This is a genomic window from Bifidobacterium sp. W8110, assembly GCF_016101375.1.
GTDB classification, from domain to species: domain Bacteria; phylum Actinomycetota; class Actinomycetes; order Actinomycetales; family Bifidobacteriaceae; genus Bombiscardovia; species Bombiscardovia asteroides.
Window position 1 is genome coordinate 115,302 of record NZ_JACFQO010000004.1, and the last position, 24,614, is coordinate 139,915.

The 24,614-nt window shown below is 56.2% G+C and carries 18 protein-coding genes and 2 tRNA genes; 6 read left to right on the top strand and 14 right to left on the bottom strand.

What is annotated here, in order from left to right:
- Window positions 1-14: 14 nt before the first annotated feature.
- The 4 genes from H3T88_RS07335 to H3T88_RS07350 form a co-directional block, all read right to left on the bottom strand.
- A complete protein-coding gene (locus H3T88_RS07335) occupies window positions 15-2,135 on the bottom strand; it encodes an alpha-galactosidase (protein WP_198204125.1) in 2,121 nt (706 codons plus the stop codon).
- A gap of 103 nt (window positions 2,136-2,238) precedes the next feature.
- The gene (locus H3T88_RS07340) at window positions 2,239-3,099 is read right to left on the bottom strand and encodes a carbohydrate ABC transporter permease (protein ID WP_198204126.1); all 861 of its coding nucleotides are present in this window, start codon (window positions 3,097-3,099) and stop codon (window positions 2,239-2,241) included.
- Window positions 3,100-3,101: 2 nt separating this feature from the next.
- Window positions 3,102-4,079 (bottom strand): carbohydrate ABC transporter permease, encoded by a 978-nt coding sequence (locus H3T88_RS07345; protein ID WP_198204127.1) that lies wholly within the window; start codon window positions 4,077-4,079, stop codon window positions 3,102-3,104.
- Window positions 4,080-4,203: 124 nt separating this feature from the next.
- Entirely contained in the window at window positions 4,204-5,457 is a 1,254-nt protein-coding gene (locus tag H3T88_RS07350; protein WP_198204128.1) for an ABC transporter substrate-binding protein, read from the bottom strand.
- Between the two features lie 265 nt (window positions 5,458-5,722).
- On the opposite strand from H3T88_RS07350, the gene H3T88_RS07355 reads away from it, so the two are divergent.
- Window positions 5,723-6,739 (top strand): LacI family DNA-binding transcriptional regulator, encoded by a 1,017-nt coding sequence (locus tag H3T88_RS07355; protein ID WP_015021098.1) that lies wholly within the window; start codon window positions 5,723-5,725, stop codon window positions 6,737-6,739.
- A gap of 157 nt (window positions 6,740-6,896) precedes the next feature.
- Here the strand turns inward: H3T88_RS07355 and H3T88_RS07360 are convergent, their stop codons facing one another.
- Both H3T88_RS07360 and H3T88_RS07365 read right to left on the bottom strand, forming a co-directional pair.
- Window positions 6,897-8,648: an FAD-dependent oxidoreductase gene (locus H3T88_RS07360; RefSeq protein WP_198204129.1), complete on the bottom strand. Its 1,752-nt coding sequence runs from the start codon at window positions 8,646-8,648 to the stop codon at window positions 6,897-6,899.
- Between the two features lie 120 nt (window positions 8,649-8,768).
- Window positions 8,769-9,332: a redoxin domain-containing protein gene (locus H3T88_RS07365; RefSeq protein WP_144178619.1), complete on the bottom strand. Its 564-nt coding sequence runs from the start codon at window positions 9,330-9,332 to the stop codon at window positions 8,769-8,771.
- 158 nt (window positions 9,333-9,490) lie between these two features.
- On the opposite strand from H3T88_RS07365, the gene H3T88_RS07370 reads away from it, so the two are divergent.
- From H3T88_RS07370 to H3T88_RS07380, 3 genes are all read left to right on the top strand, one after another.
- Window positions 9,491-10,873 (top strand): hemolysin family protein, encoded by a 1,383-nt coding sequence (locus tag H3T88_RS07370; RefSeq protein ID WP_198204130.1) that lies wholly within the window; start codon window positions 9,491-9,493, stop codon window positions 10,871-10,873.
- 375 nt (window positions 10,874-11,248) lie between these two features.
- Window positions 11,249-11,728 carry a Dps family protein gene (locus H3T88_RS07375; RefSeq protein WP_198204131.1) on the top strand — a complete coding sequence of 160 codons (480 nt, stop codon included), beginning with the start codon at window positions 11,249-11,251 and terminating at the stop codon, window positions 11,726-11,728.
- A 233-nt stretch (window positions 11,729-11,961) separates the two neighbouring features.
- A complete protein-coding gene (locus tag H3T88_RS07380) occupies window positions 11,962-13,455 on the top strand; it encodes a Na+/H+ antiporter NhaA (protein ID WP_269748993.1) in 1,494 nt (497 codons plus the stop codon).
- Window positions 13,456-13,565: 110 nt separating this feature from the next.
- On the opposite strand, the gene H3T88_RS07385 is transcribed toward H3T88_RS07380, so the two are convergent.
- Both H3T88_RS07385 and H3T88_RS07390 read right to left on the bottom strand, forming a co-directional pair.
- On the bottom strand, window positions 13,566-14,333 hold the full coding sequence (locus H3T88_RS07385; RefSeq protein ID WP_198204133.1) for an SDR family oxidoreductase: 768 nt from the start codon (window positions 14,331-14,333) through the stop codon (window positions 13,566-13,568).
- Between the two features lie 479 nt (window positions 14,334-14,812).
- Window positions 14,813-15,421, bottom strand: a complete 609-nt coding sequence (locus H3T88_RS07390; RefSeq protein WP_198204134.1) for a M48 family metallopeptidase — start codon at window positions 15,419-15,421, stop codon at window positions 14,813-14,815.
- 104 nt (window positions 15,422-15,525) lie between these two features.
- Between H3T88_RS07390 and H3T88_RS07395 the strand changes: the two genes are divergently transcribed.
- A tRNA-Ile gene (locus H3T88_RS07395) sits at window positions 15,526-15,599 on the top strand.
- A 37-nt stretch (window positions 15,600-15,636) separates the two neighbouring features.
- Window positions 15,637-15,709, top strand: a tRNA-Ala gene (locus H3T88_RS07400).
- 274 nt (window positions 15,710-15,983) lie between these two features.
- Here H3T88_RS07400 and H3T88_RS07405 read toward each other — a convergent pair.
- The 6 genes from H3T88_RS07405 to H3T88_RS07430 all read right to left on the bottom strand — a co-directional run bounded on the left by H3T88_RS07405 (window position 15,984) and on the right by H3T88_RS07430 (window position 24,032).
- Complete coding sequence (locus H3T88_RS07405; RefSeq protein WP_198204135.1) at window positions 15,984-16,976, bottom strand: hypothetical protein; 993 nt, start codon at window positions 16,974-16,976, stop codon at window positions 15,984-15,986.
- Window positions 16,977-17,217: 241 nt separating this feature from the next.
- Complete coding sequence (locus tag H3T88_RS07410) at window positions 17,218-18,234, bottom strand: hypothetical protein (RefSeq protein WP_198204136.1); 1,017 nt, start codon at window positions 18,232-18,234, stop codon at window positions 17,218-17,220.
- 914 nt (window positions 18,235-19,148) lie between these two features.
- Window positions 19,149-20,189 carry an Abi family protein gene (locus H3T88_RS07415; RefSeq protein ID WP_198204137.1) on the bottom strand — a complete coding sequence of 347 codons (1,041 nt, stop codon included), beginning with the start codon at window positions 20,187-20,189 and terminating at the stop codon, window positions 19,149-19,151.
- A gap of 253 nt (window positions 20,190-20,442) precedes the next feature.
- Complete coding sequence (nhaC, locus tag H3T88_RS07420; protein WP_198204138.1) at window positions 20,443-21,924, bottom strand: Na+/H+ antiporter NhaC; 1,482 nt, start codon at window positions 21,922-21,924, stop codon at window positions 20,443-20,445.
- 7 nt (window positions 21,925-21,931) lie between these two features.
- Window positions 21,932-23,104, bottom strand: coding sequence for a MalY/PatB family protein (locus H3T88_RS07425; protein ID WP_015021082.1), 1,173 nt, complete (start codon window positions 23,102-23,104; stop codon window positions 21,932-21,934).
- Between the two features lie 100 nt (window positions 23,105-23,204).
- On the bottom strand, window positions 23,205-24,032 hold the full coding sequence (locus tag H3T88_RS07430; RefSeq protein WP_198204139.1) for a helix-turn-helix transcriptional regulator: 828 nt from the start codon (window positions 24,030-24,032) through the stop codon (window positions 23,205-23,207).
- Between the last annotated feature and the right edge of the window lie 582 nt (window positions 24,033-24,614).

Below are 24,614 nucleotides of genomic sequence, written 5' to 3' on the forward strand. Positions count from 1 at the left end.
CTGATAGCGGCGGGTCAGACCCGGACCAGGTCGATCAGGCGGATGGTCTCGGGCTGGCAGCGGGGTATGCGAACGCCCACGCGCTCCAGATAGGTGCCGGTGACCTCGGCGGTCCCCAGCGGGCCCGTCGGATCCAAAGGCTCAAGCGAGGCCCTGGGCTTGGCGGGGCCGGTCCAAGCCAGCCGGTACCGGGCCTTGGGATCCAGGCCGGGAATACGTAGATAAACACCACGATTATGCAGGGATTCGTCCAACTGGACATGGGCCAGGATGGCACGGCTGCGGTCGGGGGCCACCACACCATGAGCCAGAACCGAGGAATCGGCAACGTCCAGGCGGACCACACGGCCGGAGTGAAGGAAGCCACGGTTCGTTTTGTACCAGGTAATCCATTCCTTGAGCCGCTCCAGGTCCTCCTCGCTGGCCTGGCGGATGTCCCACTCGATGCCCATGGACCCGAAGACGGCCGTGGCCGCCCGGAAATCCAGGCTATAGGTTCTGCCGGTCTGTTGGGAGGAGGGCTGGGAGATGTGGGCGCCGATGTACTCGGGGGCCACGGTCTGCTCGGTCCAGCGCTGGATCATCTGCCTGCTCAGGGCATCGGTCATGTCGGAGTTCCAGAAGCGGCGGATCTTCTCGATCACGCCCAGATCGATGCGACCGCCGCCCGAGGCGCAGGACTCCCACTCGACCTTGGGGAAGCAAGCGCGGAGGATGTCCAGCAGGCGGTAGTAAGCCAGGGTCTGCTCATGGATGGCAGGCGCGCCACCGTGGGCCTGGGAACCAGCCTCAAGAAGGTCGCGGTTGTGATCCCACTTGACGTAGTCGATTTGGCAGGACCCCAGAACCTTGGTCATAGCCTCCAGCACATGGTTGAAGGCCTGAGGGTTGGTCAGGTCCAGGACCAGCTGGTTGCGCTGCAGCTCCGGGTTTCTGGAGGATGCCCTCATGACCCACTCAGGATGGTCACGGAAGGCATCCGAATTCGGATTGATCATCTCCGGCTCGAACCAGAGGCCGAACTGCATCCCCAATTTATGGACATAATCAACTAAAGGCTCCAGACCCTGGGGCCAAACCGCCGGGTCCACCCACCAGTCGCCCAGACCGGCCGTGTCGTCCCGGCGCAGGTGGAACCAGCCGTCGTCCAGAACGAGCCGCTCCACCCCGATGCGTGCGGCGCGGTCGGCCAGGTCGCGCAGGGTGTCGAAGTCGTGGTTGAAGGTGATGGCCTCCCAGACATTCAGGATGACCGGCTGCTCGCGCGGATGCTCGGGCAGGGTGCGCTCCCAGGCGTGCAGGCTGTTCATGATCGGATCCATGCCATGGTCGGAGGCCGTGACAACGATCCAGGGCGTGCTGTACTCCTGACCCTGGCCCAAGACCACCTCGCCGGGCAGAAGGAGTTCACCAGCGCTGATGCCTGCCGGGGTGGCGCTGTTCCGCTCCACCCGAAGCACCGTGTTCCCGCTCCAAGCCGGCTGGACGCAGAGCACCCTGCCGTGATGGAAGTTGAACCCTGGGGTGCCCACCATGACCACGGGCCCCTCGAAACCGGTGCGGCCCCAGCGGAACTCACGCACCCAGGCTCCGTCGGCCAGGTCATGGCGCTGGGGGCTGCGCTCACGCTCGTGCCTGCCGGCGAAGTCCAGAATCTGGGTCTGCTGGTCGTCCAAGGGCAGACGGACCTCCAGACCCTCCAACAGGAAAGGATCGGTGCCCAGATTGCGCAGGGTATGGCGAATCCGCAGGGAGCCGCCGGCCATTGCCTCCACCCTGGTTTCCAACCCAAGCTGGGCATCCTCATCGCGGGCCTTGATGGTCAGCGAGTCAGCGGTCTGCTCGGGCTTGCCCTCCACCAGGAATCGGGGCGACCAGGAACGGCCAGCCTGGATGCCCTCGGGGTCTGATACAATCCGATGCCCTGTCAGGCCAGGATGCAGGTAGGTGTTCTGCGCATGCTCCAACAGCAGGGGCGAATGGGTCGAGGTCCAGGCGGGAGTCTGTTCCAAACCATCCAGGTCGGGGCCTGCATACAGTCCCCTGATGTCAGGAATATCAGCACCCGGCGTAATGGGCCCCAGAGCCATATAGGTGACTGGCTGTTCAGAATGGACCGGCTGTGGAAAGAGCATGAAAATCCTTTGGTAACTACGCACAAATGTGCAAAAACAACGATGCTTGATGAACCAGTGAGCCGCCGGCTCCACTGCAGTCAGGCAGCTCCTGATTGATAGACTACTTGACTGCTCCGGCCACCATCCCAGCAATGAAGTACCGCTGCAGGAACATGTAGGCTACAACAATCGGTGCTGCAGCCAGCAATGACGCAGCTGCTGCAATACCTAGATTATTGGTGTTGGCCGAGAAGAAGGAGGCTACACGAGGCGCAATGGTCTGTGAATTGGGATCGGTAAGAATATAGCTGGAGAGGGCGTAATCATTCCATACCGTAGAGCCCGTCATAATTGCCACTGTCGCTGTCACCGGTTTCAGCATTGGTAGAATCAGCCGTCCGAATACCTGTAACTTGTTGGCGCCATCTATTTCGCCGGCTTCATCTATTGCAGAAGGTATAGCCTTGATGAACGCTGTATACAGGAAAATTGATAGGGGCAGATTGGTGGCTGTCAATATAAGAATGATGCCCCAGTAGTTATTCACACCTCCAATTTTGACCATGAACGAGTACAAAGGCACCAGAATGCTCAGTGGAGGAATCATCATCATTGACAGGATGAAACCGGAGACGAATCGGTTGCAACGAGTGAGCCTGCGAGCCAGCGGATAGGCCGCTGCGGCTCCTAAAACGCACACCAGCAATGTAGTTCCGACTGTAACTACAACGCTGTTAAGGACCGAACGCAGTATCTGTCCTTCTTCCACAGCCTTTGACCAGTTGTCCCAGGCAAGATCATGGGTTCGGAAAGCCAAGGAAGGCGACATATCATCCGCTGGCTTCAACGAAGTGGTCACCGCAAGGTAAAAGGGGAGAATCTGGCATAGACATACGACTGCAAGAAATGCATAGGTAAGCCAATGCCCGCGACGGTACTGGCGTTCAGCCGCTGTCATAGTCGGCGATTTTCGTCCACCCATGATCACGCCTCCCAATCCAACTTGGCCAGGCCTTTATTGATAAGCCATGTCACTACGGCAATCAGCACGAACAGGAAGACGCCGATTGCGGAGGCATATCCGGCTGCCTGATTATCGAAATACACGGTGCTGATATACGTCGAGACGGAATTGGTCGCGTACCCAGGGCCTCCACCGGTAAGGACCTTGATCATGTCGTACAGTTTCAGCCCACCGATGAGATTCAACACAACACTGGTGGTAAAAGAGGGAGCCAGCAAGGGAAGGGTTATATTCCAGAATTTCTTCCAACCATAGGCTCCATCCACCTCGGCAGCTTCGACTACCTGCTGATCCATAGTCTGCAAACCTGCCAGATAAATAATCATAGAGACGCCGACGAATTGGATGGAGTTCACAATAACCACAATCGCTACTGACAGCCCGGCATTGTTGAACCAAGCAATTTTGTGAATACCGAAAATGCCCAAAAAGGCGTTCAAAGCACCTTGCCTATATTGGAAGACGAAGTAGTACATGATGCCCATAATTACGGGAGCGACCAAGGCCGGCAGATAGATTATCGCACGCCAAAGCGTTCTCCCCTTGATTCTTTTATTCAGCATCAAAGCGAGTGCCAGACCAAGAACCTGCTGAATTGCAGTGCTTCCGATCCCGTAAATAAAGGTGTTGATAACAATTTGTTTAAAATTGGCATCAGTGAGCATCTGCTTGTAGTTCGCCAACCCCACAAAAGACTGCGCGTCACTATAGCCATCCCAGTTGGTGAGCGATAGCCTGATTCCGGAAATAAGCGGATAAATGATAAATACAATCAGCAGAAGTACAGCAGGCAGGTAGAAAAAGTTGATGGAAGCGCCCCTGAATCTTGAGCGCCTCTTCTGTATTCGCGCCGAGGCCCGCACCGATCCAGAACCCTTCCCGAGAGAATGATCTGGACGAGCGCCTGGCTCTGCTGCGTTTCCTTGTGTTCTTCTCAAGCTAAACACCTAGCCTTTGATGATATTGATTCCCGAGCCGCCTGCAGTGGACAAACGAGACCACAGGCGGCCTAAGAACTACATCGGGAACTTTGTCCTTACGGCACTGTGCGGTACGAAAGGACTACTTCTGGCCATACAGGCTGTTGAACGAGGACTTCACCTGATCGGAAGCCGCCTGCGGGGTCAGTTGCTTCGTTATGATGCCGTCCGTCGACTTACCCAAGGTATTGAACATTCCGTTAGGCAGATACTTCCTGTCGAAGAAGGGCACCATTGGAGTTTTCTGCTCTTTAACCCAGTAATCATATGTCGGCTGGAACTGGCCCAAAGCCGAATTCACGCCGGTCAGGGCTGAGTCGTTCAGACTCACATCGACGAGGCCTTGCATATTCTCGGGCTCTGCCATGAAGTCGATGAATTTCAGGGCGGCATCCTTGTTCTTGCTCGTCTTCGACACGCCGAAAGTCAACGTATCCTCGCCGGTTGAGAAGTAAGGCTTGCCGACCAAGGACGGAACAGGCATCATGCCCAGTTTCACGTCATGATTGTAATTTCTGATCAGCTCCGAATTCTGATTCGAGTAGAAGAAGAATGCTGCCTTGTCAGAGGCCATGAGACGAGAGATATCGTCCTGTGTCGCGGAGACATAGTCTTCATTGAAGAAACCGTTGTTGGTCCAGCCCGCAACCTTTTCGGCCAGTTGCTGATAAACCTTGGTGTCGAACTTCCCGTTCTTGAGATCTTTAAGATCACTATCCTTATACATGCCTGGCAGCATGTAATCGGTCAGATTAGCGCTGAGACCCGTATCTTTGCCCGAAGAGATTATCGGAGTTATACCTGCATCCTTGAGCTTTTGACAGGCTTGGTCGAATTCATCCCATGAGGTGATTCCCTTGGGATCCACCCCGGCCTTTTCAAGGGCTGTTTCGTTGTACATGATACCGGAAACCTGTATATCCGCCGGAAGCGCATAGAACTTCCCGTCGGACGTCTTGAACACGTCATCACCCAGCGGCTTCATTCGTTTGGCCCAAGAACGGTTCTGCAGAGGCTCCAGGAACTTGCTGTACCGGTCTCGAGACCAACCATGGGTATTCCAAATGTCAGGAGGATTGTGTCCGGCCAGACGAACCTTGATGTCGTTCTCATTGTTACTGGTCCCAGGATCCAGCTTGATAGTTATGTCCTTATTCTTTGCCTCGAATTTTTTAGCGATTTTTTCTATTGCTTTGAACTGCTGTGTCCCAGAAGCTTGCATTGTCATAAACTCGATGGTCTTCGTTCCGCCCCCTGAAGAAGATCCGCAAGCACCGACAGAAGTCATAGCCAAGGCACAGCAAATGCCGATCGCCATCGTCTTTACTCTTTTCATCGACCACTCCTTCGTGGATAATCGCCGACTCCATCAATTTGCCAAGTCTCCAAGGACCTGACGCCTCTCAGTATACACGAGTAGATTTTTCTGTCAAAACATACCTTCTCTGACGTATTTTTCAACTTTTGGTATGCGAAAAGCCCATGTTTACGCCATTTCTTCATAGCTGCTTCGAAGCCTAACTTACGGTCCATTATTTACTCGTGTAGATAAAACAGTGGAGTAAGATTACCTCGTACTCCTTTTACAGAGAGAAGCTCCGATGGCGAAGATCACCGATCATATCCAGACCCATCGCAAGCGCGCTACAAGAACAGACGTGGCAAAACTTGCAGGGGTATCCACAGCTGTGGTCAGCTATGTTTTCAACAACGGCCCGCGTACAGTGGCTCCAGCCACCATGGAAAAAGTGCGCAGAGCCGCTGCCATGCTTAATTACAGGCCAAGTTCAACGGCCCGGGCCTTACGCACTGGTCGTACAAAGACTCTGGGCATCATTGGAAACTACTCGACCAATCCATACAATGCAAGCATCTACGACAATATTCAAGCCAGCGCTACACGCAGAGGTTATACGGTACCGTTTATCAATGTACGAGACAATCCGGAGCTGGAAACAGTTGCGATAGACAAGCTGATAGAGCGCAACGTCGACGCGATATTCCTGTCTTCGCTTCGCAATGTTGTACAACTGAGAACAGCGGACTTGCGTGTGAGTCGTTTCGTGCTCCTGGATCAGCCACACGAAGTGCCGAATGCCAAATGCGTCTCGACAGATTTGTTCAGCTCGGCAAAAACCGCGACGAATCATCTGCTGAACCATGGTTATCAAAGCGTTGACATGCTGTTCGGGGGTTCTCCTGAAGACCGAACCGACGCAAGAATTCAGGGGTGGTACGCAGCTCATCAGGATGCGAACAAGCTCCCGGGGCGAATAGCATACTCTTCATTCACACGTAAAGGTGGATACCAAGCCACATTGGAACTTATTGACAGCGACCACCAGCCCGAGGCCATTTTCGCCGGTTCCGACATGGAGGCCATGGGTGCTCTTCGGGCTCTTCATGAGCGCGGGCTGCGCATCCCCGAGGACGTGGCCATCGTCTCCTTCGACGGTACCGTTGACTCTCTCTATACCTGGCCTCAACTGACCACCATGCAGCAGGACACCGATAAAATCGCCGCCTGTGCCATGAATGCGGCCTTGGATCCGGACCAGGTCCCTGACGTGCAACTGATCAAGGCGGATCTGGTCATCCGTCACTCCTGCGGTTGCTGATACGGCAAACCAATCAAACCGTATAAGTTCCGGATAATACCCATAGTTTTTCATCAATGCAGACCTGCAACATATATCAGAGAAGGCGCTGACGTCACGCCACAAAGGCATTGACGCCAGCGCCTTCTCAGGCTCTATTCAGGCTCGGACCTAGGGGTCAGGCCCCGATCAGATCCAGCATTTCGGGAACGGACTTCTTGCCGAACTCCACGGTCTCCTGGCCGTCCTTGCGGATCACGATGCAGGGGACGCTCATGACCTGGTACTGGTCCTTGAGCTCGGGGAAGTGGGCCAGGTCGTAGGCCTCGGCGCGCACCTTGCCGTTCTGGGCAGCCACCCGCTGGGCGGACAGGACCGTGGTCGGGCACATGGTGCAGGTCAGGGAGACCAGCATCATCACGTCCACCTGGTCCTTGATGGCATCGATACGGTCCGAGGTGGGCTGATCCACCTGCTGGCCGGGGCCCGCCGCATTGTAGAGGGCCAGGACGAAGGAGTTGAACTCGTGGCCGCTGGGCACGCCGTGGAAGGCCAACCCGGTCGGCTGGGAGACGCCCTGATCGTCCACGCGGCAGATCCGCACGCTGGGGCGGGCATCGGGCAGGTCGCCGGCGGGATCATAGTCCTTGCCGTCCTCGTCCGTGCGCGAGTCGACCCTGGAGGTCAGCTTGCCGTCGGAGAGCCCGACCAGCTCGTCCACGAAGGCCTCCAGCTCCTTGGAGACCTGGCTGCCGTCCAGATCCAGGGCCAGCTCCAGCTTTCCGGTCATCTTGCCGAAGACCATGTCCAGCTGCTTGCGGATGTCCGGCCCGAAGAAGCCGGAGGTCTTGGCCGGGGCCTGGTCGTGCTCCTGGGCCACAGGCGCGGGCGAGGTGCCCGAGGCCAGGGCGGAGTTCTCGGCCTGACGCTCGGAGCGGGCGTAGGGGGAATCCTCGGGACGCGGCGGCACCAGGCCGGTCTTGTCCGACATGTTGGAGGCGTAGCGCTCCAGCTCCACGGCGGCCACAGCCCCATCGGAGGTGGCGGTGATGACCTGGCGCAGGTTCTTGACCCGCAGATCCCCGGCGGCGTAGATGCCCGGCACCGAGGTCTCCAGGTAGCCATGGGTCAGCACGTAGCCATGATCGTCCAGATCCACCACGCCCTTGAGCATGCCGGTCTGGGGCACGTAGCCGGCGAAGACAAAGACGCCGAAGGTGCCGCCGTCCTGGGGCTTCCAGGTGGTGGTCTGCCCACTCTTGCGGTCCAGGAGGGTGGCCTCGACCAGCCCGCCGGGACCTGCGGAGACACCCCTGAGCTCGGTGGAGTAGTGAATTTCGATCTTGTCGTTGTCCCGGGCCTCGTCAGCCACGGCAGCGTCGCAGGTGAAGTCCTCCTCGCGCACCAGCAGGGTCACCTTGGTGGCGTACTTGGTCAGGAAGACCGACTCCTCAGCGGCAGCGAACCCGCCGCCGACCACCAGGACCTCGCGCCCGGTGAAGAACTCGCCGTCGCAGGTGGCGCAGTAGGCCACACCGCGGCCCGCGTATTCCTGCTCGCCCTGGAAGCCTATCTTGCGGGGGCTGGCGCCAGTGGCGATCAGGATGCCGAAGGTGCGCAGATCACCCCGGGAGGTGTGGACCACTTTGATGTCGCCCTGGGCCTCGATGCCCGTGGCCTCGGCGCTCATGAATTCGGCTCCGAAGTTCTGGGCCTGCTGGCGCATGGTCTCGGTCAGCTTGCGGCCGTCGGTGCTGGCCACGCCCGGGTAGTTGACCACGTCGGCCGTAATGGTGATCTGGCCTCCGAAGTCGTCCTTCTCCAGGATCAGGGTGCGATACCGCGCCCGGGCCAAGTAGAGTCCTGCGCTCAGGCCTGCAGGGCCGCCGCCGATGACGACCACGTCATAAAGATTCTTGTCTTCCGTCATGAATGCCTCTTCCGAAGGAATGCACGGATGTGCTGTTTTGGATGCTGGTCGTGAATACAGAAAAGGGAACCCGCCCTGGTCGCTTCCGATCGGCGAGTTCCCGATGTTGGCAGCTGCGGATCAGAGCTGGCCGACCAAATCCAGGCTGGGCTCGATGGTGTCCTCACCGGGCTCCCACTTGGCAGGGCAGACCTGATCGCCGTGCTCATAGACGAACTGGGAGGCCTGGACGCGGCGCAGCAGCTCGTCGGCGTTGCGGCCCACGTTGGAGGAGATGACCTCGTAGGCCACGACCTTGCCTTCAGGAGTCAGAATGAAGTCACCGCGCTCGGCCTTGCCCTCGGCCTCGTTATAGGTCTGCAGGTCCTTGGCCAGGGTTGCGGTCGGATCGGCCAGCATGGGGTACTGAACCTTGGCGATCTTCTCGTTGGCCTCGTGCCAGGCCTTGTGGACGAACTCGGTGTCGCAGGAGACGGAGTAAATCTCGCAGCCGATCTTCTTGAAGTCCTCGTACTTGCTGGCCAGATCCTCCAGCTCGGTGGGGCAGACGAAGCTGAAGTCCGCAGGGTAGAAGAAGAGCAGGGACCAGTGGCCCAGCAGATCCTTCTTGGAGACCGGGAAGGTCTTGTTATCCTGGTAGGCCTGCGTGGTGAACTCAACCAATTCGTGCTGAAGCTGTGACATGAAAAAAATCCTTTCGGGAGCATTGGGAACTTCGGCCTGAAGCCGAACCTGTCTCCGTATTTCATGCTAGTCAGGAAGCGCTGTATGGGGAAGACGGAGGTTCGCCGCTGGGGTGTGACATAGGGCACATGGGGCGTCCATACCCTAGCATTGAAGGCATGGCATTATGGCTGAACATCCTGCTCATTCTCTTCTTCCTCCTGCTCGGTTCCGTCTTCTCGGGGACTGAACTGGCGCTGGTCTCCCTGCGAGGCTCGCAGCTGGAGCAGATGGAGCAGCAGGACGCGCGAGGCGCCCGGGTGGCCCGCATCGCCCGCGACCCAAATACCTTTCTTTCTGCCGTACAGATCGGCGTGACGCTGACGGGCTTCCTGTCGGCCTCCTTCGGCGCATCGTCCATCGCCCCCTACGTGGTGCCCGTCCTGACCGGGTGGGGCGTGCACGAGGGTCTGGCCGGCACCCTGACCACGGTGATCCTGACCCTGATCATCTCCTACTGCTCCATCGTCATCTCCGAGCTGGTGCCCAAGCGGATCGCCATGCAACGCACCGAGGCCATCGCCAGGGCCGTCGTTCCAGCCATCGACGTCTTCACCACCCTGTGCAGGCCGCTGATCTGGCTGATCGGCAAGAACACCGACCTCATCGTGCGCATCCTGGGCTTCGACCCCCAGCAGACCGACACCGAGGTCAGCGACGACGAGCTGCGGATGCTGGTCTCTTCCAACACCAACCTGAGCAAGGACGAGCGGATGATCCTGGGCGACGTCTTCGATGCCTCCGAGACCAGCGTGGCCGAGGTCATGCGCCCCAGGGCCGACGTGGTCTTCATCGCCGGGGACATGCCGCTGCAGGAGGCGGTCGAATTCGTGCACGACGAGCCCTACTCGCGCTACCCGGTGACCGGACGCGACTTCGACGATGTGCTGGGCTTCGTCCACGTTCGCGATCTGATGGACGTGCGCAATCCCCAGGCCAAGACCGTGGCCGACGTGACCAGGCCCGGCATCGCCCTGCCCGGCACCTCCAAGCTCCTGCCCAGCCTGGAGAAGCTGCGCAAGAAGGGCATCCACCTGGCCGTGGTCATCGACGAGTACGGTGGCACCGACGGCATCGTCACCTTGGAGGACATGACCGAGGAGCTGGTGGGCGACATCCGCGACGAGTACGACCTGCCCGAGGAGCAGAACCCTGCCCATCCCCAGGCAACCGCCTTCGTCAACGGGGTTGCCACGGTCGACGGCGGCATGACCATCGAGGACTTCGCGGACCTGACCGGAATCGAGCTGGAGGATGGCCCCTACGAGACCCTGGCCGGCTACTTCCTGGCCCAGACCGGGCGCATGGGGCAGGTGGGTGACGTGATCCACTCCGACGACGGGTATGACATGGTGGTGACCAAGGTGGACGGGCGGCGCATCGAGACCATCGAGGTCAGGCGCCGGCAGGACGAGGACCAGGTCGCCGATGATGACGAGGCCGACGCGGATGGCAAGGGTGAAGACAGGTCGAATTCCGAAGCAGGAGCGGACCGAGGATAACCGGACCGGATCTAATCTGAGCAAGACTGACTTGACCGAGGATAGCTTTGCCGGCTCTAACCTGACCTAGGTTGGTCGAAGCCAGGAAGGAAGACGACAATCCAAGGCGGGCCGAGACGATACTGCGACCAGAGCCTAGCTATCGTCTAACCGAATCCCTTCTATCCTCTAGCCAGTGCTGGGCTAGTAGTCAGCCGGTGACCGCTCTGACGCCAGTCAAGAAAAAATGACTGTCAGCGTAGCCGATGGTCCGTGAATGATTTCACTGGTTGATTCCCGCAAAATCCAAGCGTTTCCTTGCTTTTTCCTCTAGTCTGGAGATACAAGGCCGGACTGACCCGACCGCAGGCATAATTTCATATTTAAGGAGCGATTATGGCATTGAACTTTACCGTACCGGGACTCGACGAAGCGACCAGCGAGAAGGTCGTCGCCATCCTGCAGAGCCGTCTGAGCCAGGAACAGGAGACTGCCCTGATCCTCAAGCACGCCCATTGGAACATGAAGGGCAAGGAATTCATCGGCATTCATGAGATGATGGACCCCGAAGTCGATTCGGTGCTGAACATGGCCGACGAGACCGCCGAGCGCATCGCCACCCTGGGCGGCTCCCCCGCCGGGCGCCCTGACGACATCATGAAGAACCGCGACTGGGATGGCATCACCATGACCGGGCGTCAGGATGCCCTGGACTACCTGAAGGCCCTGGACACCTACTACACCACCTTCATCAAGCGCGACCGTGAGGCCATCGAGAAGCTGGACGACCTGGACGCCATCAGCTCCAACATCGTGCAGGACCATGTGCAGGAGCTGGAGCACTTCCAGTGGTTCATGCGCAGCCACCTGTTCTGAGTTACTGAGTTACTCGGTTTCTGAGTTCTGAGAGCTCATCGCCGCTCCGATAGGCGATATGCCAGCGGCACTGCATCGTGAAAGGTGCGGGGCCGCTGGCATTTTCTCTGACCGAGATAGACTCTGGGCTTCAGGATAGAATTGACGCTTGGGAGACGGCCGGGCGCCGCCTCACGCCGGGAAGACTGGTCGGCCAAGGAAGACCGAACCCTATCCGCCCGACCAGGAGCATCATGCCGCCCACGCCTACATTCCCAGCATTCCAAGTCAATTCGCATCGTCAGGATTGCGACGATTCGAATTCGCGGCGGAATCCTAAACTGTTCAATCCAAGGCGGTCGGGCCCCCAACCCTCAGACCTCCAACTGAATTCCGGACCGTCAGATTCCAGGCCATCGAATGCCCAACCATCAAATCCTCAGCGTGGGCAGGGCGGATCTGACAGGGACCGGCACAGACGACTCCATCTTTCAAACTTCTTCACTGCCCTGTCGTCGCTGGCTGAAAACGATCGAATCACCGGGCTATTCATGATGGCCTGTGCCTTGGCCGGGCTGATCCTGGCCAATCTGCCAGAGACCGGGCCGGGGCTGAATGCTCTTGCCGCTTGGATTCCTCTGGATCTACCCGGTGGACTGAACCTGTCTCTCAAGGACTGGATACAGGACGGGCTGCTGACCATATTCTTCCTGACCATGGGTCTTGACCTGCGCCAGGAGGCTGCCACGGGCACTCTGCGCAACCACAAACAGGTCCTGCTGCCCATGCTGGCCGCTTTGGGCGGCGTAGCCGTTCCGATTCTGATCTACTGCCTGTTCAACCTTGGCTCCCCTGCCGGTTTGCGTGGCTGGGCTGTCCCAACGGCCACCGACGTAGCCTTCTCCCTGGCGGCTCTGCAACTGCTCCTGCCCAAGGCCGGACCCGCCCTGCAGGCGTTTTTGATGACCCTGGCCATCTTCGACGATCTGATCGGCGTCCTGCTGATCGCACTTGGCTACTCCAGCTTGGGACAACCGGGCTGGCTGCTTGTCTGCTTGGTCGGTCTTGTGGTCTGGATGTTGCTAGTCCGAGCGACGAGCCGTTCCTTCCGGCTCTGGCGACCCTTGATGCCACTGTTCCTGCTGGGCGCCCTTGCGGGCGGTCTGCTGGCCTGGTACGGCCTCTTCAAGGCTGGAATCCACCCCGTGCTGGCGGGAGTGGCAATGGGCCTCTTGACCCCTGTTGCCAGGTCGAACGAAGCAGGACCTTCCGGGACCGAGACAGCAGGGATTGAGCCGAGCCACGTCCAGACATCATCGCCTGCCGAACAGTTGGATCGCCTGCTGACGCCCTTGAGCGCCCTGGTGGTCCTGCCCGTGTTCGCCTTCTTCTCGCTGTCCATCCCCCTGGATCAGCTGGGACCCGGACTGCTGACGGACCGGGTCTTTTGGGGCACCACGCTGGGACTGGCCTTGGGCAAACCCCTGGGAATCATGACCATGGCGATCCTGGCAAGTCATCTGGGGCTGCGGCCACCGGCCGGCGCCACGACCGGAAACATGATTGGCCTCTGCCAGCTCTGCGGAATCGGCTTCACCATGTCCTTCCTGATCGCCAACCTGGCCTTCGCCGGATCCCCGCACCTGGAAACAGCCCTGCTGGGCGTGCTGGCAGGGTCGATCCTGTCCGTGCTCATCGTTGCCGTGGGCACTATCCCCGGTCGACTGCGGTCCGCCAGGCACGCATAGGCCTAGCTGCCAAGACCCAACCTCCGCCAGACCCCGTTCCTGCCGGAATCAACCTGCCAAACTCGGTTTCTGACAGAATCAGTTTTGACAGCATCGGTCCCTTACCAGGCTCAGCTGCGACGGTAAAGCTTGGTGTAGGAGCCCTCGGCCCGGGGACGGACCACGATTTGGTCGATGTCCACAGTGTCAGGTTGCTCCAGGGCCCAGGTGACACATCCGGCGATGTCGTCGGCGGTCAGCGGGTCGGGCACCCCTGCGTAGACCGCATCGGCCCGGTCGCTATCGCCGCCAAACCGCTTCAGGGAGAACTCGTCGGTGTGGACCAGACCAGGGGCAATGTCGACCACGCGCACTGGCTGACCGATCAGCTCCAGCCGCAGAATGCGGGCCATGACCCGTTCAGCCGCCTTGGAGGCGCAGTATCCGCCGCCGCCCTCGTAGGGCTCGATGCCTGCCGTGGAGGAGATGACCAGGACCGTGCCCTCCGACTCTTTCAGGGCCGGGAGCAGCTTCTGGATGACCCGCAGGGTGCCGATGACGTTCAGCTCATACATGCCGCGCCAATCGTCCAGGCTGGAGGTAGCCACCGGATCCTTGCCAAAGGCCGCGCCGGCACAGTTGACCAGAGCCTTGACCGGACCGCCCTTGAGCACGGCATCGACGGCCGCCTGGGTAGATTCCTCGTCAGTCACATCACAGACCTCATAAGTGAAGTTCTGACCCAGCTGGTCAGCCAGAGCCTTGAGATTTTCCTCGCGCCGGGCCAGGCCGACCACCTTCCAGCCCTTGTCCACCAAGGCCCGCGCACTGACCTGGCCGATGCCGCTGGAGGCGCCAGTCACCACGGCACGCTTGATCGTCTTCTTTGATTCCGTCATTTCATCCGCTCCTTCATGATCAATTGCCCCGGATCAGCTCCACGCTTGCCTCCGGTTCGCAGGGAGCCTGCCTAGCTGCTGCAGGATCGCCCTTCTTCTTTAACGCTAGCGCACCAGCTTGGCTGTGGCAGACTCTCTTCGGTCTTCGATGACAAATGTGGCGCATTAAACCAGCCTTGAACAAGGTCAGAACGAATTAAAGGCAGAGTAATAGAGTCAGAATAGATCAAAGTCAGATCGGGCTGAATCAGGCAGTATAGTCAGGTTAAATCAGGATCGAAAGGATGTGGCATAAACCAATCCTGCTTCGTACGAGATGGCCTAGCGGGGGCTCCGATTCGGAACTCATCAGTACGAATGATGCTGTGGGTTCATAATTGACTGGCTCGCAGTGCGCAAGTTCAGAAATCACGCCGAGTTCACAGCTTCCGAAATCATGACTCCGGAAATCATGACTTCAGATGTCGAAGCTTCGGAGGTCACAGAGCTAAATAGCGGTTGAGCCGACGACGGCGCTCAGTCCAGTCGGGCATATAACGATCCATCCGCGCGCGGAAGCCAGGTCCGTGACCATGCTCGTAGAGGTGGGTCAGCTCGTGAACCAACACATACTCCAACAGGTCAGAATCCAGCCAAGCAAGGTCGGTATTAAGCCGGATGCTGCCAGTGGCGGGAGTGCAAGAGCCCCAGCGAGTTTTCATCTTCCGCAGACTGATGCGCTCAGGCCGGCGACCCACCACGGGGACCCACCGATCAAGCAGAGTCGGCAGCCTCTCCTGGAGAATCCTCTTAGCTTCGGCCTCGGATCGGTCCGGCGACAGCTGACCATCGGCTCCGGTTTGGGCGTATACCTCGCGTGAGCGGGCCAGACGATCTCTAGTGGTTGCGATCCAGCGGCGCTTGCCGTCGATAAAGGCGCAAATCTGGTCATCACTCAAGGTCAGAGGTGCCGTCACTTCCAAATGGCCGTCAGGCGGCTTGACCCGCAGATAGACGTTGGCGATCCGCTTCCTAATGACTAGAACGATCTCGCCACCGACCTCCAACCGCTCCGACCGGACTGGTTCCGCACGCCGTTTCCGCCTCATGACCACCATTGTTCCGCCAAGACGCGACGCGACGCCGCCGAGATTGACTTGAGGGGACACTATGGTAAGCTATCCATTTGTGTGATTCTTCGATCACACGGCATGGGCCTGTAGCTCAGCTGGTTAGAGCGCATCCCTGATAAGGATGAGGTCGGAGGTTCAAGTCCTCCCAGGCCCACGCATTCTTGCGTGGTTGAAGTTCTTTACACATTCACGGGGCTATGGCGCAGCTGGTAGCGCATCTGCTTTGCAAGCAGAGGGTCGCCGGTTCGAATCCGGCTAGCTCCACCGGTAAATTTTTAGGTCTCTTGAAAACCGTATCGACGTTGACCGTGGGTGGCTGGTAATGATGCCGCGAAGTGAGCAAGTCAGAAGCCGAAGCTCATGCGGCAAGATACGACTTCGCTATTATCTCCGTGCCACTGAATGCATACCCACCCTCACCAAGCCGTTTTATAAAATTTCCAGCGAAGCTACTTATGGAAGCAGTTTTTGGTTCAATACAAGTTTCAACACCATCGCTTTATGAGAGAAGCAGATATTTTAATAGGAATTAGGAATATTAGAAATCCTGATGGCCGATCAGATGATCACCTTCCCAATGAGCTTCTCCATCTGAACCATCGGTTGTGCCAACCCAAGCAGGGTGACGATTAACACTGCTGTCACCGTTGCCGCCCTTGGGGGCAGTTGTGCCGCCTCCTCCGGAGGGTGCACAATAGTTGCTGCCGCCGTTCTGGGAGGGGGCTCGATAGCCGTTGCCGCCCCGGCGCGCAGTAGCGCCGTAACCGCTATCAACCATAGAGGGAGCGCTTGCAACAGCCTTGGCATCCGCCTGGGCTTTGGCTGAGACTGCGTCATTCACCGCCTTGACCTTGGCATCCAAATCGGCCTTGACGTTGGCGAAAGCCTTAAAGACAGACTTCTTGCCATTGAGGATATTCTTAGCTGAGTCCAAGTCCTTGGCCAGGTCGTTGCGCGTCTGGTCCCCGTCAGGCACCTTGCCCTCAGAATCAGCCAGGGCCTTATACCCATTCCCAATAGCATCAGAGAGCAGCTTATGCGCCTTGGAAGTGGTGACAGCAAGCACATCCCTCTTAAGGATCTTCAATTTTGACTTCATCTTCGAAGTCCGGGCCTTCAGAGTTTCGGTAACTTTTTTCAATTCGCTTGTGGATGCATCCCCGGTCAAGTTGGTTTTCGCCACTGTCGTCATACCGGAGGCCGGCTTGACGGTCTGCATGCTCTTGGCCAGAATCTGGACTGTCTTAGCGTCACTGACCTGATTATCTGTAACCGCCGAAGCGGACTTAACCTCGTCAGATGCCAGATATTTGCGGTATTCGCCGTCCTGTGCCTCGTAGGACCTGACCACTGCCTTGTATGAGGCAAAGGCCCGATCATGCTCCTGCACGGAATGATGATGCCACTGTAAACCCCCGCTAGAAACGACAGCAACCACCAGCACCAAGGCAGCTATGATGATAAACCGACGCCTCGAACCGCTGCTCTTACCAGTACTATTTTTACCAGTACTATTCTCGGATTTCTCCACGATTGCCCCTCTGCCCTTCCCGCGAACCCACAGCTATTTGTCCGCAGGAACCCCTTGACCTGGCATAACCAGCCTTGCGCCAAACGCCTCGCAATGCCCATTCTAAACGACGAACCGCTCCAATTCTTAGAGCAATGCATCATCCAGCTGAGGTCGGGAAACAATATGAAGGCATTATTGCCCACCGCCGGACGACACCGTACAAACAGAAAGGAGTCTGCGATTACCCTAGTCGGGCAGATCAGCACCCAGTGGTGATATCGGGCTGCATTATGCACAGGTAGCGGTGCGCCCCGTCTATCTGTTCCTGAGTGTATTGAGGGGTCGTGGGCGCAGGGTTGACCGCTGGGACCTGAGGAGACGTGGACCCACCACCGTTCCCTGTACTGCCCTGCCGTCCGGCCCCGGGCTGGTTCTGAAAATTCCCAGACATGCTTCCCGACCACCTCGACTGGGGGTACAAACCGGATGATGAAGCACCGGGAGCCCGTGCACTTCCGGCCTGCGCCTGAGCAGAGCGTGCTTGCTCGTCCCGTTGCCGAGCGGCATCCTGATCCGCCTGGGCTTTGGCTGAGACTGCGTCATTCACGGCCTTGACCTTGGCATCCAGATCGGCCTTAGCATCAGAGAAAACCTTAAGAACCGACTGCTTATCATTGAGGACATCCTTAGCTGACTCCAACGCCTTGGTCAGATTGTTACGTGTCTGGTCCCCGTCAGGCACTTTGCCATCGGAATCGACCAGAATTTTATCTCCGTTCCCGATAGCATCAGAGAGCAGCTTTTGTGCTTGGGAAGTGGTGACAGCAAGCACGTCACCCTTGAGAGCCTTCAATTTCGATTTGAGCTTCGAGGTCTGAGCGTTCAGAGTATCGGCAGCTGTTTTCAATTCGCTAGTGGATGCATCCCCGGTCAAGTTGGTTTTCGCCCCTGTCGTCCTGCCGGAGGTAGGCTTGACAACCTGCACACCCTTGGCCAAGGCATGGACGGTCTTCGCGTCAATCACCTGGTCATCCGTAACCGTTGAGGCGGCCTTTACCTCGTCAGATGCCAGATACCTGTGGTATTCACTTTCCTGAACCTTGTAGGTTTTGGCCGCTGCCCTATAAGAGGCAAAAGCCCGATTATGCTCCTGGACAGCAGTGCGATGCCACCACAGACCCCCGCCACAGATGACGGCAACCACCAGCACCAGGACCGCTACAATGCTGAGCCTGCGCCTCGAATTGTTGCTTTTACTATTCTCGGTTTTCTCCACGATTGCCCTTCTGCCCTTCCCATGGGCCCTCAGCCATTGTCGGCAGGGACCCCTTCATCCGACTCAAGCATAACCGAGCTTGCGCTAAATGCCCCGCTACGCTCATCATGTCATGTATACAAACATGACATCCTATTTGCATTGAGCTTATGGACAACACTGATTTGACCCGGAAGGACTATGCTCAAGAACTCGGCATCAACATCGCCAGAGCACGCACCGTCAAGGGATATTCCCAGAACAGGGCGGGGAACCAACGCAGGCCTCCCGTGCTTCACCTACTGGAAGCTTGAACGCGGGGAATCGAACCACGACACCCCTGCCAACCCCAGACTGAGCAGCATCCGCGCCTCGCCGAAACACTCGACGTCGAACTAGACGACCTACTGCCCAAACACACCCCAAGCCTCCGTCGCCGATAGCCTCAAAACATGTCAGGACAGTCCACAAAGCCTCAACGCCGATCAACCCCTAACCGCGCAAACAACGTGTCCCCAGTAAGAACCATTGCCATTACGAATATGACTGCACAAGCCATGTATCTGACTTGTGCCCACAACGAGAGCATAGAGAACTCGAATGAGATACTCGTCGACTTGATTCTCTTTTCGCAAAGATTCACGTTTGTTATTTTCCAGTTGGTTATGACGCACAACCACATCTATCACGCCGAAATGCGATTTGGGGTTCATTCTTTTAATTACTGATTCCACTGAATAAGGCCGATCACAATAACAGGAATGAAAACCCAATACACATAGCTTCTAACACAACTTGTCACCAGAAGAGTGCACAGAGATACAGCGACGCAAGGGATTCATTATCCAAATAGAATGCACTAAACAAGTAAGAGATCAGCTAAGTAACGACTTCGGGAAAACCGCGATTCCTTCAAACTGGTGACTGAGCAGGATTCACTTAACAGGAAAAGGCTGAGGGATAAAATGCAATCTTCCGCTTTGATGCGGCTTGTCTCTTTCAGCTTTAATGTATGCCGAGAACGCTCTAGAAATACGAATAATGCACGCAAGAGTATTCCTTAAGTGGATGCACTCCGAATTCCTCTGATAATACTGCTCATAATTCTTGCATATTCTTTGTTCTAGATCTGACATCAATTTTGCTGCTACGCGACGTATGGGCATACTGTTACAGATTGTAAGAAACATGCACAAGAAACTTGAATAGTCATAGACAAGTTGCGACTTCTTAATCGTACTTGGAATAGGTGCCGGGGGTTTATCCATCTGGAACAGATCGCACAAACACCCATCGGCAAACTCAGTCTGAGGCACATGGCCCTGCTTGTTTGTTCTATCCACATCCAACAGTAACGGGGCACTATGCGATACCGCATTTCGCAATCTACGGAAGTTGCCAAAAAATTTTGTAGCATTGTCCCTCAGATGTGATGACTCCAGATACTTCATGTATGAATCAATTAGATCACCCAGATTGAAGCATTCCCATAGATTCCATATTTCAGGGTCAGGGAAATATTTGCGAACCATAGCATCTGAATAAGGAGAATATTTAAGCTTGATTCCTGTCTTGCCAGGCTTGCCATCGCGCTGATTTCGATAGCCAGTTTTTTCATCAAATACAAAGCAATCATGTGGATCAACCAGCTTTGCGATTCGTTTACCGTCAAGCTCAGAATTTGACATCAATAAATTATTGAATCGCACTTTCAAATCATGTTCCGCGTTTGCTACCAGATATTCCATTGCCATCCTGAGTTCATAGTCAATGACCGCCAAATCCTTGAGTACAGCGAAATCGAGATTCTTGTACTTCCCATCATGGTTCTTATTGAAATTAGAAGCATATCGCTTAATCCTAAACAGATAGGTGTTCGCAGATAGATATGCTTTAGCGGATTCCTCATTACAGATATCGAATACGACGCCATCGTTTTGCAAATTAGCAATTTGAGAATCGAGGCTTTTAGCCAAACACATGCGCTTTGAACTGTCCACATTGGCCCCCGCAGCTAAACTAATGGGGCATCCGCTTCGAAAAGCGCTGCCCCATTAGTGAAGAGCCGGCCAATGTGACCAACCCCCTTTTGACTTTGTAGTTACAATGCTAATTACATATAAGCATGTGTCAATTTATTTCGTGTTCTCTTTTATCCGCCAACAAGAAAAGCGCCACAACAGGCATTGCCCGGTTGTGGCGCTGATTAGCTATAGCAGGGAAAATGCTCTACGCTTCCTTCTCCTTATCCAGCTCGGCGAGCATGGTCTTCTGCTCATCCGGTGTCAGCTTGCGAATGCCGATTCCAGTATATCCCCAGATGGTGGCGAAAATCACACCGGTCCAGCAGAGGGTTGCCCAAGGCATATAAGAGAGCGTAGGTACGCCCAAGGTGGCCGCCATATAGGCGCCAGCGGCTGTCCAAGGCAGGATCGGCTCGAATATGGTGCCGGAATCCTCTATGCTTCGACCAAGATTGCAGGGATGCAGACCTCGGCGAATGTAGGCAGGCCTCAGCAGCTCGCCAGGCAGTAGGAGGGAGACCTGGCCGTTGCAGGTGGTGGATATGGTCAGGATGCCGGTCAGCAGGGTGACGACAATCAATGAGCCGGTGCTCTTGCTGATCTTGAGCAGGGATTCCACGATCTTGTTCAAAGCTCCGGAGGCCGAAAGCACCCCTGCGAAGGACAGGGCACAGAATGCAATCAGGAGGGTGCTCATCATGCTCTCCATACCGCCCCGGTTCAGCAGACTGGTGATGTCCTTGGCTGCGGGACCCAAGTTGAAGCCCCTGGGAAGCATAGAGGTGTCGAATCCGTTGACAATCGCGCTGAATGCGTTGGTGACGGAGAAGTGCTGGATGACGACGGCATTGAACATGGCGACCACCGACGAGAGCAGCATGACCGGGATGGTCGGCTTCTTCCATGCAGACCCGATCAGGATGATCAGGAGGGGTATAAGCAGCATGACCACGTTCCAGGTGAAGGCCTGCGAAAGCGTGTTATTCATCTCGGCAACCTTGTCAAAGCCGCTGCCACCTGTGGACTGGACACCACGGCCCGCCACAAACATGACTATCGCTGACACCAGCAAGGAGGGGAAGGTTGTCCACAACAGGTGCTTCATATGCGTGAACAGATTCACATGGGTGATGGCTGCAGCCAGGTTGGTATCTCCGGACAGAGGGGAAAGTTTATCCCCGAAATAGGCGCCACTGACCACTGCACCAGCGGCGATGGCAGGATTGATGCCTTCCATGCCCAGCGCCACTCCCATAAAGGCCACGCCAATGGTACCTGCTGAACCCCAGGAGGTTCCCGTGCAGACCGAAGTGATAGCCGTGACCAGCAGGGCCGTCAGATAGAGGTACTGGGGCGATACGATCTTGAGACCGAAGTAGACCATCATCGGAATGGTTCCGCCAATCATCCAGGACCCGATAAGCATGCCCACCACTATCAGAATCAGCAAAGCTGGCATGATCCCAGCAATCTTCTCGGCTATGGTGTTGAGCATCTCATCGTAACCGTGACCGAGCATGTAGGCAATGATTGCTGCTACCACGGCAGCCAGGATAAGCATCGGCTCAGCGGGAAGTTCCAGCCAGATGGCTCCAACCCCCATGAACACCGCCATAGCAATAATTGGGGTCAGCGCCAAGAGCAGTGAGGGGGAGCGCTGCTCCCTTTGTTTCTTTTCCTTCGTCATTGCAAGGTTACCTTTCCGTTGAAGTGCCAAGCGCCCGATTCATACGCGACAGGGCCTTGGTCAGAATCGGCGTAGTTGTTGCCAGGTTGATGCGCACAAAGCCGCTGCCACCCTGGCCGAAGTCAGTCCCCGGATCCAGCATCAGACCCTGTTTAGCCAGCCGCTTTTCGATTTCCTCATCCTCGAGTCCAAGCCCTCTCATATCTATCCAGGCCAGGTAGGTGCCTTCAGGTTCAATCAGCTTCACACCATCCATCCCGGCAACGCAGTCTCGCAAAAAATCAGTGTGCCTCTCAATCTCGGTCAGAAGCTCATCCAGCCAGTCTGCGCAATGGTCGTATCCCGCTTGAGTAGCAACTTGTGCAAAATAGCGGGGATTATGGCAGCCGGCATCATCAATGGCCTTCTCCACCTTGTGCCGTAGATCAGCGTCAGGAACGACGATATTGGCCGTTTCCAGCCCAGCGATGTTGAAGGTTTTGCCCGGAGAGGTAAAGGAGATGCCTCCAGCCGCTTCGGGCGACGAAATCAGATAAGGCTGAAATCGATATCCTGAATGGATCAGATCGGCATGGAACTCATCTGAGATGACCAGAACATTATGCTTGGCAGCAGCCTTGGCCACTTTGGCCAGTTCGTCACGGGTCCATACGCGACCAGTGGGGTTATGCGGATTGGTGATTACCAGCGCACTAGCTTGGTCAAGCAGGCCTCCAAGAGCATCAAAGTCGAATCGGTATTTTCCTTGTCCGTCCATCTTGAGCAGCCACGGAAGAACCTTGCACCCTGCAGCCTTAATCGCCGTTGGGGTGGGCGAGTATGCAGGATAAGGAACGATTACCGAACAGGCGGGCGGTAGAGCCTCCCTGAGTATGGCAGGCAAGGATTCCACCATTCTGCCTACCGGCACCAGACTGGCTGGACTAATCTGCCAACCATGGCGCCTTTTGAACCAGTCGCACACTGACTGTCTATATGAGGCGTCCAGGTAGGTGTAGCAGAAATCGCCCACCTGAGCACGCTTGACCACGGCCTGGACCAAAGGGTCCGGGGCTTTGAAATCCATGTCTGCCACCGACAGGGATATGGCATCGTCACCGCAGATGCGATGTGCGTCATCCCAGCGGATACTGTGTATTCTTCCCAGATCCTGGGTTGAAACGGGATGTAGAAGACCCATAATTACATCTATTCCCTTCTTTACAACTATGTTGGATTCTTGCCTTCATTGGCAATGTGATCCTCAGAGGCCACCATGACCTCGATAGTGCTTCCCCCGTTTATTGCTTTTTCTTATCTTTGACGGAGGTCGTCTCCTCTATTTCTTTGAGATAGTTGTAGACGGTGAACCGTGAAATCTGCAAGCGGTCGGCCAAGGTCTCAGCCGCATCTCGCAGGAAGAAAAAGCCCTGCTCTTTGGCTTGTCTTATCACCTCCTTTTTATGACTTTTTGTCATGAGTTCAACGGGCACACCCTGGCTCGCAACAGCACGATCAAGCACGATATTCGCCAAGTCGTCAAGGTTGTGGACGAAGGCTTCACCCGCAGAATTCGCTTCAGCCGAGTCCGTTCCACGACTTATCTGCCCTGTCTCGAATCCAGTCTTTTTTCCGATGCCATACCGTTGGTTCTGATCCAAATCTTTATCAAAATCAACTTCCAACTCTGGTTCAGAACTTGCATCGATACTGCCGTAGAGCATTTGTTGGCATATTTTCAGAAGCCCGGACCAGATTTCGACGCTACTGTTGATGCATAAGGCAGCGACCGGCTCCCCTTGGCTATCCTTGACGGCTATAGTGGCACAACGAATCCGACGCCCGTCAGGCAGAACAGAGCTGTAGTTGACCATGGTGCGCACCCGACCCTCAGCCAGCTGCTTAAGTAGAACATCGGTGGCCGGATCGCCAACCTTGCGACCAGTCAAACCTCCTGCAATAGCGACGATGGTGGTGGGTACCTGCGAAAGATCATGCACTACAACCTCGCAGTCCGGCATCAGCGAGGCCAGTGGCTCCACCAGTTGGGCCAAGGATTGGATTATCAGGGCACGCTCTGCGCTGTCCTGCGCCTTAAGGCTGCGTGCCGACTGTGCATCGTTGCTCATACATCATCTCTTTCGTGAAGTACCTGAAGATAGTATAACCATTTAATAAACATTTTGTTGAGTGATTCTATAAATTGTTTATTTATTTCTGTAATTTTTGTGAATTCACAATCTTGATGGGGAATGTTCATCTATTCAAACCATTGAAAATCCAGCTGTTCAACCACGAAGCAGATAGTGTTGAGCACAAGGTGGTGGGACATCCATAATCTGCAGATAGGAAACCAAAGTAACCAACTAGACCCTTGATAGGAGCTTCAGGATATCGAAAAAGCGACGCTCTGCCGGGAATCCAACAAGCTCTAATTCCCAAAGTAAGTTGTCGAAGACTATCTACTCGACTGCTGGGGTCCATGCCAAGCAGACCTGAAAGCTGGCTTCCGCCTATTAATTAGTGAAGCAAGTCGGTAAAGCGATAACTGTACTGATAGACTTAGTTATCTCAACTCTACCGCAAGGAACCCTTTACTTTTCAGCTGTTCTAAGACTGCTGGGGTCCATGAACCAGGCTTGTAGAGGAAGCTGATAGATATACCACTACCCCGGATGAGAGCGGACACCTAGTTTACTGAACCTATTTTT